At 68.1% G+C, this 9,675-nt stretch carries 7 protein-coding genes, 1 pseudogene and 1 riboswitch; of the genes and pseudogenes, 2 read left to right on the top strand and 6 right to left on the bottom strand.

Features of this window, described 5'->3' with window-relative positions:
• Positions 1 to 316 precede the first annotated feature (316 nt).
• Positions 317 to 1,342 (top strand): epi-isozizaene synthase, encoded by a 1,026-nt coding sequence (cyc1, locus tag LE548_RS21025; protein WP_263636392.1) that lies wholly within the window; start codon positions 317 to 319, stop codon positions 1,340 to 1,342.
• Positions 1,339 to 2,748 carry a cytochrome P450 gene (locus tag LE548_RS21020; RefSeq protein WP_225098459.1) on the top strand — a complete coding sequence of 470 codons (1,410 nt, stop codon included), beginning with the start codon at positions 1,339 to 1,341 and terminating at the stop codon, positions 2,746 to 2,748. Before cyc1 ends, LE548_RS21020 begins: the two co-directional genes overlap by 4 nt.
• Before the next feature lie 85 nt (positions 2,749 to 2,833).
• On the opposite strand, the gene LE548_RS21015 is transcribed toward LE548_RS21020, so the two are convergent.
• The 6 genes and pseudogenes from LE548_RS21015 to LE548_RS20990 all read right to left on the bottom strand — a co-directional run.
• Positions 2,834 to 3,844, bottom strand: a complete 1,011-nt coding sequence (locus tag LE548_RS21015) for a ribonucleotide-diphosphate reductase subunit beta (RefSeq protein ID WP_225098458.1) — start codon at positions 3,842 to 3,844, stop codon at positions 2,834 to 2,836.
• Entirely contained in the window at positions 3,844 to 6,216 is a 2,373-nt protein-coding gene (locus tag LE548_RS21010; RefSeq protein ID WP_225098457.1) for a ribonucleoside-diphosphate reductase subunit alpha, read from the bottom strand. Before LE548_RS21010 ends, LE548_RS21015 begins: the two co-directional genes overlap by 1 nt.
• A gap of 125 nt (positions 6,217 to 6,341) precedes the next feature.
• Positions 6,342 to 6,502, bottom strand: a riboswitch (cobalamin riboswitch).
• A gap of 115 nt (positions 6,503 to 6,617) precedes the next feature.
• Positions 6,618 to 8,234, bottom strand: coding sequence for a monocarboxylate uptake permease MctP (gene mctP, locus LE548_RS21005; protein WP_225098456.1), 1,617 nt, complete (start codon positions 8,232 to 8,234; stop codon positions 6,618 to 6,620).
• The gene (locus LE548_RS21000) at positions 8,231 to 8,494 is read right to left on the bottom strand and encodes a DUF3311 domain-containing protein (RefSeq protein WP_225098455.1); all 264 of its coding nucleotides are present in this window, start codon (positions 8,492 to 8,494) and stop codon (positions 8,231 to 8,233) included. Before LE548_RS21000 ends, mctP begins: the two co-directional genes overlap by 4 nt.
• Before the next feature lie 132 nt (positions 8,495 to 8,626).
• The gene (locus LE548_RS20995; RefSeq protein WP_225098454.1) at positions 8,627 to 9,391 is read right to left on the bottom strand and encodes a GntR family transcriptional regulator; all 765 of its coding nucleotides are present in this window, start codon (positions 9,389 to 9,391) and stop codon (positions 8,627 to 8,629) included.
• 179 nt (positions 9,392 to 9,570) lie between these two features.
• Positions 9,571 to 9,675 (bottom strand): annotated as a pseudogene (locus LE548_RS20990) (glucosamine-6-phosphate deaminase); the annotation flags it as partial.

Genomic DNA, 9,675 nt, shown 5'->3' with positions numbered 1-9,675 from the left:
CACCCCGGGGGGGGCGCCCTTCGCATGGGCTCTCTCGCTCATCCGTGCGTCGTACAACCGATGGCTTCAGGCTCTGTAGTGATCCCTAATCAGTCATGCAAGGGGGGATTCTCGGCACCTTGGGGTAGTGAAAGGCGCAAATCCGTCCCCAGAGCGGTCAGTTGTAGTGCTGAATGGGAGGGCGGGGATACGCAACGGCGCACGCCCGGCACAGCGGGAGGGGCGTGTGCTCCTGGCGGCTGAGAGGGGTTTGTTCGTGCAAGCTTTCCTACACAGCACCACAGCGACGCCGACGGCGGTCGTAGTACCACCCTCACTGGCACTCCCGGTGATCGAGTCCGCCTTTCCCCGGCAACTGCACCCGTATTGGCCGCGGCTCCAGGAGACAACACGCCTCTGGGTCCTGGAAAAGCAGCTCATGCCCGAGGGCAAGGTGCGGGAACATGCCGACGGACTTTGCTACACCGACCTGATGGCGGGCTTCTACGTCAACGCCCCCGACGAGGTCCTGCAAGCCATCGCCGACTACAGCGCATGGTTCTTCATCTGGGACGACCGCCACGACCGCGACATCGTCCACGGCCGGGCGGGCGACTGGCGGCGGCTGAGGAACCGCCTGCACGCGGCCCTCGATGCGCCCAGGCATCATCTGCACCACCCGGACCCACTGGTCGCGGGGTTCGCGGACAGCGTGCTGCGGCTGTACGGCTTCCTGCCGCGCACCTGGAACCAGCGGTTCGCCCGGCACTTCCATGCGGTGATCGAGGCCTACGACCGTGAATTCCGCAACCGCACCCAGGGATACATACCCGGCGTCGAGGAATACCTCGCCCTGCGCCGGCACACCTTCGCCCACTGGATATGGACGGACCTGCTCGAACCCAGCTCCGGGTGCGAACTCCCCGATGTCGTGCGGGAGAATCCGGCCTATCGCCGGGCCGCATTGCTGACTCAGGAATTCGCCGCCTGGTACAACGATCTGTGCTCCCTTCCCAAGGAAATAGCGGGCGACGAGGTCCACAATCTCGGAATCAGTCTCATCACCCATGAGGGGCTGACTCTCGAAGAAGCCGTGGACGAGGTGAGGCGGCGCGTCGAGACATGCATCCAGGATTTCCTGGAGGCCGAGCGGGAAGCCCTGCGATTCGCCGACGCAATCGCCGACGGAAGCGCTCGCGGAAAGAAACTGAGCACCGCGCTGCGGGCCAATGTCAGCAATATGCGGAACTGGTTCAGCTCCGTCTACTGGTTCCACCACGAGTCCGGCCGGTACATGGTCGACAGCTGGGACGACCGGTCCACGCCCCCGTACGTCACGAACGAAGCGGCAGGTGAGAAATGACCGTCGAGTCTTCCCCCGAGTTCTCGGCCTCGCTCGAACAGGGGGCACCCCCACCGCCCGTGACCTCCGAGACGACCGAGCTGCGCGAACCGCCCCTGGCGGGCGGCGCCGTACCGGGTCTCGGACACGGCCTGAAACTGGTCCGCGACCCGCTCACCTTCATGGCGGGCCTGCGCGACCACGGCGACGTCGTACGCCTCAAGCTCGGCCCCAAGACGGTGTACGCCGTCACCACGCCGGCGCTCACCGGCGCCCTCGCGCTCAGCCCCGACTTCAAGATCGACGGCCCGCTGTGGGAGTCCCTCGAAGGGCTGCTCGGCAAGGAGGGTGTGGCCACCGCCAACGGCCCCCGGCACCGCCGCCAGCGGCGCACCATCCAGCCCGCGTTCCGGATGGACGCGATCCCCCACTACGGGCCGATCATGGAGGAGGAGGCGCACGCGCTGACCGACCGCTGGAAACCCGGCGAGACCGTCGAGTGCACCTCGGAGTCCTTCCGCATCGCCGTCCGCATCGCCGCCCGCTGCCTGCTGCGCGGCGAGTACATGGACGAGCGCGCCGAGCGGCTCAGCGTCGACCTCGCCACCGTCTTCCGGGGGATGTACCGCAGGATGGTCGTCCCGCTCGGACCGCTGTACCGGCTGCCGTTTCCGGCCAACCGCGAATTCAACCGGGCCCTGGCCGATTTGCATCTCCTCGTCGACGAGATCGTCGCCGAGCGGAGGGCATCTGGTCAAAAGCCGGACGATTTGCTGACGGCATTGCTGGAAGCGAAGGACGAGAATGGCGACCCCATCGGGGAACAGGAGATCCACGACCAGGTCGTCGCGATACTCACCCCGGGCAGCGAAACGGTGGCCTCCACGATCATGTGGCTGCTCCAAGTCCTCGCCGAACACCCGGAACACGCCGAGCGGGTACGGGCCGAGGTCGAATCCGTGACCGGCGGCCAACCCGTCGCATTCGAGCACGTTCGCTCACTGACGCACACCAACAATGTCGTCATGGAGGCCATGCGCTTGCGGCCCGCCGTATGGATATTGACGCGGCGCGCGGTGACCGAAACATCACTCGGCGGCTATCGCATTCCGGCCGGGGCGGACATCGTCTACAGCCCCTACGCGATCCAGCGCGACGCCCGCTCCTACGACCGCAACCTCGACTTCGACCCGGACCGGTGGCTGCCGGAGCGGGCCAAGGAGGTGCCGAAATACGCCATGAGCCCCTTCAGCAACGGCAACCGCAAGTGCCCCAGCGACCACTTCTCCATGACCCAGCTGACCCTGATCACGGCGGCGATCTCGGCGAAGTACCGCTTCGAGCAGGCCACGGGGTCGAACGACACCACCCGCGTGGGCATCACGCTCCGCCCGCACGACCTGCTGCTGCGGCCGATGCCCTGGTAGTCCGGGAGGGATCCACCTGATACCGGCGCGCGCTCGTGCGGCCGCCTGGCCACCGAACGCGCGCCGGTAGGCGATGTCGGGAGACTCAGAAGTCCTCGTCCAGGTCGACGGTTCCCTCGACCGCGACCTGGTACGCCGACGGGCGGCGCTCGAAGAAGTTCGTCAGCTCCTGCACGCCCTGCAGCTCCATGAAGGAGAACGGGTTCTCCGAGCCGTACACCGGGGCGAAGCCGAGGCGGGTGAGCCGCTGATCGGCGACGCACTCCAGGTACTGGCGCATCGACTCGGTGTTCATGCCCGGCAGCCCCTCACCGCACAGGTCGCGGGCGAACTGCAGCTCGGCCTCGACGGCCTCCCGCAGCATGTCGGTGACCTGCTGCTGGAGCTCGTCGTCGAAGAGGTCCGGCTCCTCCTTGCGGACGGTGTCGACCACGTCGAAGGCAAAGGACATGTGCATCGTCTCGTCCCGGAACACCCAGTTGGTGCCGGTGGCGAGGCCGTGCAGCAGACCCCGGCTGCGGAACCAGTAGACGTAGGCGAACGCGCCGTAGAAGAACAGGCCCTCGATGCACGCGGCGAAGCAGATGAGGTTCAGCAGGAAGCGACGGCGGTCCGCCTTCGTCTCCAGCCGGTCCAGCTTCTCGACCTCGTTGATCCACTTGAAGCAGAACTCGGCCTTCTCGCGGATGGAGGGGATGTTCTCGACGGCCGCGAAGGCCGCCGCCCGGTCCTCCGGGTCGGGGAGGTAGGTGTCCAGCAGCGTCAGATAGAACTGGACGTGCACGGCCTCCTCGAAGAGCTGACGGCTCAGGTAGAGCCGCGCCTCGGGGGAGTTGATGTGCTTGTACAGCGTCAGCACCAGGTTGTTCGCGACGATCGAGTCACCCGTCGCGAAGAAGGCGACCAGCCGGCCGATGAGGTGCTGCTCCTCCGGCGTGAGCTTCGCGAGGTCGGCGACGTCCGAGTGGAGGTCGACCTCCTCCACGGTCCAGGTGTTCTTGATCGCGTCCCGGTAGCGCTCGTAGAAGTCCGGGTAGCGCATGGGGCGCAGGGTCAGCTCGAAGCCCGGGTCGAGCAGGTTGGCGTTACGGGACATTACTGGCAGGCCTCGCAGGACTCGGGGTTCTCAAGGGAGCAGGCGACGGCGTCGGGGTCGGCGGCCTGCTGGACGGGGATGGTCTTCTGGGGCTGCGCCTGGGCGGCACGGGCGATGCGGGTCGCCGGGCGCGAGCGCAGGTAGTACGTCGTCTTCAGGCCCGACTTCCAGGCGTACGCGTACATCGAGGAGAGCTTGCCGATGGTCGGCGTCTCCATGAAGAGGTTGAGCGACTGCGCCTGGTCCAGGAACGGGGTGCGGGCCGCCGCCATGTCGATCAGACCGCGCTGCGGGATCTCCCACGCCGTGCGGTACAGCGCCCGCACCTCCTCGGGGATCCACGCGAAGCCCTGCACCGAGCCGTTGCTGTCCCGCAGCGCCTCACGGGTGCGCGCGTCCCACACGCCGAGGTTCTTCAGGTCCTGCACCAGGTACGAGTTGACCTGGAGGAACTCACCGGACAGAGTCTCGCGCTTGAACAGGTTCGACACCTGCGGCTCGATGCACTCGTACACACCGGCGATGGAGGCGATGGTGGCCGTCGGCGCGATCGCGAGGAGCAGCGAGTTGCGCAGGCCGGTTTCGGCGATCCGCCCCCGCAGCGCGTCCCAGCGCTCGGGCCAGGTCAGCTCGACGTCGTAGTGGTCCGGGTGCAGCACACCCTGGGCGGTACGGGTCTTCTCCCAGGCCGGCAGCGGGCCGCTGCGCTCGGCGAGGTCGGCGGAGGCCTCGTACGCGGCGAGCATGATCCGCTCGGCCATCCGCGTGGACAGGGCCTTGGCCTCGGCGGAGTCGAAGGGCAGGCGCAGCTTGAAGAAGACGTCCTGCAGACCCATCGCACCGAGGCCGACGGGACGCCACTTGGCGTTCGACCGTCCCGCCTGCTCGGTCGGATAGAAGTTGATGTCCACGACCCGGTCCAGGAAGGTGACGGCGGTGCGGACGGTCTCGTCCAGCCGCTGCCAGTCGAGGTCCCCGTCGCTCACGAACGCGCCGAGGTTCACGGACCCCAGGTTGCAGACCGCCGTCTCGCCGTCGTCCGTGACCTCCAGGATCTCCGTGCAGAGGTTGGAGGAGTGGACCACGTGCCCGGGCAGGGCGGTCTGGTTGGCGGTGCGGTTGGCCGCGTCCTTGAAGGTCATCCAGCCGTTGCCGGTCTGCGCGAGCGTGCGCATCATCCGGCCGTACAGCTCACGGGCCGGGATGGTCTTCTTCGCGAGGCCCGCCTGCTCGGCCTTGCGGTAGGCGGCGTCGAACTCCGCGCCCCACAGGTCCACCAGCTCCGGGACGTCGGCGGGGGAGAAGAGGGACCACTGCTCGTCGGCGTTGACCCGGCGCATGAACTCGTCCGGGATCCAGTGCGCCAGGTTCAGGTTGTGCGTACGGCGGGCGTCCTCACCGGTGTTGTCCCGCAGCTCCAGGAACTCCTCGATGTCGGAGTGCCAGGTCTCCAGGTAGACGGCCGCGGCACCCTTGCGCCGGCCGCCCTGGTTCACCGCGGCCACCGAGGCGTCCAGGGTCTTCAGGAACGGCACGATGCCGTTGGAGTGCCCGTTGGTGCCGCGGATCAGCGAACCCCGGCTGCGGATCCGGGAGTACGACAGCCCGATGCCGCCGGCGTGCTTCGAGAGCCGGGCCACCTGGTGGTAGCGGTCGTAGATGGAGTCCAGCTCGTCCAGCGGGGAGTCGAGGAGGTAGCAGGACGACATCTGGGGGTGCCGCGTACCGGAGTTGAAGAGCGTGGGGGAGGAGGGCAGGTAGTCGAGGCGGCTCATGAGCCCGTAGAGCGCGGCGACTTCGTCGACCGAGCGGTCGCTGTCGTCCTCGGCGAGACCGGCGGCGACCCGGAGCATGAAGTGCTGGGGCGTCTCGATGACCTTGCGGGTGATCGGGTGCCGAAGGAAGTAGCGGCTGTGCAGGGTGCGCAGGCCGAAGTAGCCGAAGCGGTCGTCGGCGTTCGGGTCGACCAGCGCGTCGAGGCGGGCCGCGTGCAGCCGCGCGAACTCGGCGGTGCGGTCGGCGATGAGGCCCTCGCGGTGGCCGACGGCGACGGACTCGGTGAAGGAGGTCACGCCCTGCGAGGCGGCCTCGGCGCGGATGGAGAGGGTCAGCAGCCGGGCGGCCAGTTTCGAGTAGGCGGGGTCCTCGGAGATGAGCCCGGCGGCGGCCTCGGTGGCCAGTTCGCGCAACTCCGCCTCGTCGGCCCGGGCGGACCGGCCGCGCAGCGCGGCTGCGGCGACCCGGCCGGGGTCGGCGTCGGGGAGGTCGGCGGTCAGCTCGGTCAGGGTCCGCAGCAACGCGGTACCGGGACCGTCGGTGTCCTCGGTGTGCAGGCCGCTGACTGAAGCCGGATCTGCTGGCGCGATGGTCACGTGGGGCTCTCCCTCGCTCGGCACGGGGGCCTTGCGGAGGGCAGGGGGCAGCCACGAGCGCGCACGCGTCGCGTCCACCGGCCCATTCCACGAGGCCCGGACGTCGGAAGGCACCCGGGCCGGACGGCCGGGCGCGTGCTGCCGGCAGGTCCTCGGACTGACTCCTGTGTGCGGATGCGCACAAGTACACCGTTGCGGGACAGTTCCGGATTCGCACCGGATTCCCCTGCGGCGACAGCGAGGATGAGCATACATCTAGTGCCGGGCTGTCGTGGCACCCCCAGATGTTGTGTCACACGTCAACGGATCGCCGATGGTATGTCAACGAGCCGCCGCTCGTACGTCAACGGGCCACCGTGGGTTCGTCCCTCGGCGGCCCGCTGCGGGTCGGCTGTGGCGCTTCAGTGTGCGGCGCCAGCCAGTTCGGTCTGGACGCCCGGGTCGCCCGCGTCCGCCGTGTAGTCCTCCGGCCTGGTCTCGTCCAGGCCCTCGGGGGCCTTCAGAGCCCTCAGGACGAGGGTGAGGACCACCGTGACCGCCACGTTGAGCACGAACGCGGTGAAGCCGATGTAGCCGATCTCACCGATGCCCGGGATCTCCTTTGCCGAGCCGCCGAAGTGCTTCTGGGTCGGGGAGGCGACCCCGTACGCGGCGAACGTGCCGTAGATCATGCCGACCGCCCAGCCGGCGAGCAGCGCCCACCGGTGGAACCAGCGGGTGAACAGGCCGCCGACCAGGGCCGGGAAGGTCTGCAGGATCCAGATGCCGCCCAGGAGCTGGAAGTTGATGGCGACCGTCTTGTCCATGGTGAGGACGAAGACCAGGGCGCCGACCTTCACCAGGAGCGACACGAACTTGGAGACCTGGGCCTCCTGCTTCGGCGTGGCGTCCGGCTTGATGAAGTCCCGGTAGATGTTGCGGGTGAAGAGGTTCGCCGCCGCGATCGACATGATGGCCGCCGGGACCAGCGCGCCGATGCCGATGGCCGCGAAGGCCACGCCCGCGAACCACGGCGGGAACATGTCCTCGAACAGCTGAGGGATCGCCAGCTGGCCGTTCTTGACCTTCACTCCGGCCGCGATCGCCATGAAGCCCAGCAGGGCCAGCAGGCCGAGCATGAGGGAGTACAGCGGCAGGATCGTGGTGTTGCGGCGGATCACGTCACGGCTCCTGGACGACAGGGTCGCGGTGATCGAGTGCGGGTACATGAACAGCGCCAGGGCCGAGCCCAGGGCCAGCGTGGCGTACGTCCACTGGCCCGCCTCCGGGGGCGCGAGTGCGCCGCGCGGCTTGCCCGTCGCCGGGTTGACTTGGCTGAACGCGTGCGCGGCCTTGGCGAAGATGTCGTCGAAGCCGCCCAGCTTGATCGGGATGTAGATGATCGCCACCGCGATGACGATGTAGATCAGGCCGTCCTTGACGAACGCGATCAGGGCGGGGGCCCGGAGGCCGGAGGAGTACGTGTAGGCCGCGAGCACGCCGAAGGCGATGAGTAGCGGCAGGTCCCGTACGAACCAGTTGCTGCTGCTGTCCCCGCCGACCCCCATCACGTCCAGGACCGCCTGGATGCCGACGAGCTGGAGCGCGATGTACGGCATCGTCGCGAGGATGCCGGTCAGCGCCACAGCCAGGGACAGGCCCTTGGAGCCGAAGCGGCCGCGCACGAAGTCCGAGGTCGTCACATAGCCGTGCTTGTGGGACACCGACCACAGGCGGGGCAGGAAGGTGAAGATCAGCGGGTAGACCAGGATCGTGTACGGCACCGCGAAGAAGCCGGACGCGCCCGCCGCGTAGATCGCCGCCGGTACGGCGACGAAGGTGTACGCCGTGTACAGGTCGCCGCCGAGCAGGAACCAGGTGATCCAGGTGCCGAACGACCGTCCGCCCAGGCCCCATTCGTCCAGCGAGTGCTCGTTGTCGGCCCTGCGCCAGCGTGCGGCGAGGAAGCCCATGACCGTGACGGCCAGGAAGAAGAAGATGAAGACGCCGAGCGCGACGCCGTTGACGCCGTTCTTCACTTCGCCTCACCGCCCTTCTGAGCGGCACGGGAGCGCTGGTCGCGCTGCCACAGCCGGTACGCCGTCATGGTGAGCGCGGTGGAGATCAGTACCCAGAGCATCTGGTACCAGTAGAAGAACGGGATCCCGATGAACGCCGGGTCCGTCTTGGCGTACGAACCGACCCACAGCATCGCCACGAAGGGCGCGACGAGACACAGCCCGATGATCACGCGGACCGGTGTCACGACCGGTGGTCTCACTTCAGGTGCTTCGGACATGTCACGGCTCTCCGTCCCCTCGCTGATCACCTGTGTAATGCGCAGGCAATCTAGGTGACGGTGTCGCGGCAGTGGAAGACCTCGTCCGGATATCGGTATATCGATTCAGCGAACGTCCACGGCCGGCGCCCCCTACTCCGCCGGGCGCTTGAGCCGCGCGACGAACTTGTAGCGGTCCCCCCGGTACACCGACCGCACCCACTCCACCGGCTTGCCCTCCCGGTCCAGGGAGTGGCGGGAGAGCATCAGCATCGGCAGGCCCACGTCGGTGCCGAGCAGACCCGCCTCGCGCGGGGTGGCCAGGGAGGTCTCGATGGTCTCCTCGGCCTCGGCGAGGTGGATGTCGTAGACCTCGGCGAGGGCGGTGTAGAGGGACGTGTACTTCACGAGGGACCGGCGCAGGGCCGGGAAGCGCTTGGCGCTCAGATGCGTGGTCTCGATCGCCATCGGCTCGCCGTTGGCCATGCGCAGCCGCTCGATGCGCAGCACGCGTCCGCCTGCCGTGATGTCGAGCAGCTCGGCGAGCCGGTCGTCGGCCGTGATGTACCCGATGTCCAGCAGCTGCGAGGTCGGCTCCAGACCCTGGGCACGCATGTCCTCGGTGTAGGAAGTGAGCTGGAGCGCCTGGGAGACCTTGGGCTTGGCGACGAAGGTGCCCTTGCCCTGGATGCGCTCCAGTCGGCCCTCCACGACCAGCTCCTGCAGGGCCTGGCGGACGGTGGTGCGGGAGGTGTCGAACTCGGCCGCCAGCGTGCGCTCGGGCGGGACCGGCGTGCCCGGCGCCTGCGTCTCCGTCATGTCGAGCAGGTGCTTCTTCAGGCGGTAGTACTTGGGCACGCGCGCCGTACGGACGGTTGTGCCGGCCTCGTTCTCCGCACTGCTGACGTCGGTGCTCATGCTCTGCCTTCCCGGCTCCGGGTGCCGAAGCGGCCGACCTGGCATCGGCCACGGCACACATCGTGGCACGGCTTCGTGTGTCCGGAGTCCACCCGCACGCCCCGCGATCTCCTCTGTATACCGTCGCACCCCATGTTGGTCTAGTCCATCGGCCCTTGCGTGCGCTCCGTACGCGAGACCTAGATCCCCTGCCAGTCGGGCTTGTGGGTGTAGGTGTGGCGGAAGTAGTCGGCGAGCTTGAGCTTGGTGGCGGCGGCCTCGTCCACGACGACGGTGGCGTGCCG

Origin of the sequence: Streptomyces sp. CoH27, assembly GCF_020181035.1 — a bacterium.
In the GTDB taxonomy this organism is placed as follows: Bacteria; Actinomycetota; Actinomycetes; order Streptomycetales; family Streptomycetaceae; genus Streptomyces; species Streptomyces camelliae.
The sequence above is the reverse complement of the archived record's forward strand: the minus strand, read 5'-3'. Positions and strand labels throughout refer to the sequence as shown.

Bases quoted from the DNA above. Each gene is read 5' to 3' on its own strand.
- LE548_RS21020 (WP_225098459.1), top strand. From the start codon at position 1,339: ATGACCGTCGAGTCTTCCCCCGAGTTCTCGGCCTCGCTCGAACAGGGG.
- LE548_RS21015 (WP_225098458.1), bottom strand. From the start codon at position 3,844: ATGTCCCGTAACGCCAACCTGCTCGACCCGGGCTTCGAGCTGACCCTG.
- LE548_RS21000 (WP_225098455.1), bottom strand. From the start codon at position 8,494: ATGTCCGAAGCACCTGAAGTGAGACCACCGGTCGTGACACCGGTCCGC.
- LE548_RS20995 (WP_225098454.1), bottom strand. From the start codon at position 9,391: ATGAGCACCGACGTCAGCAGTGCGGAGAACGAGGCCGGCACAACCGTC.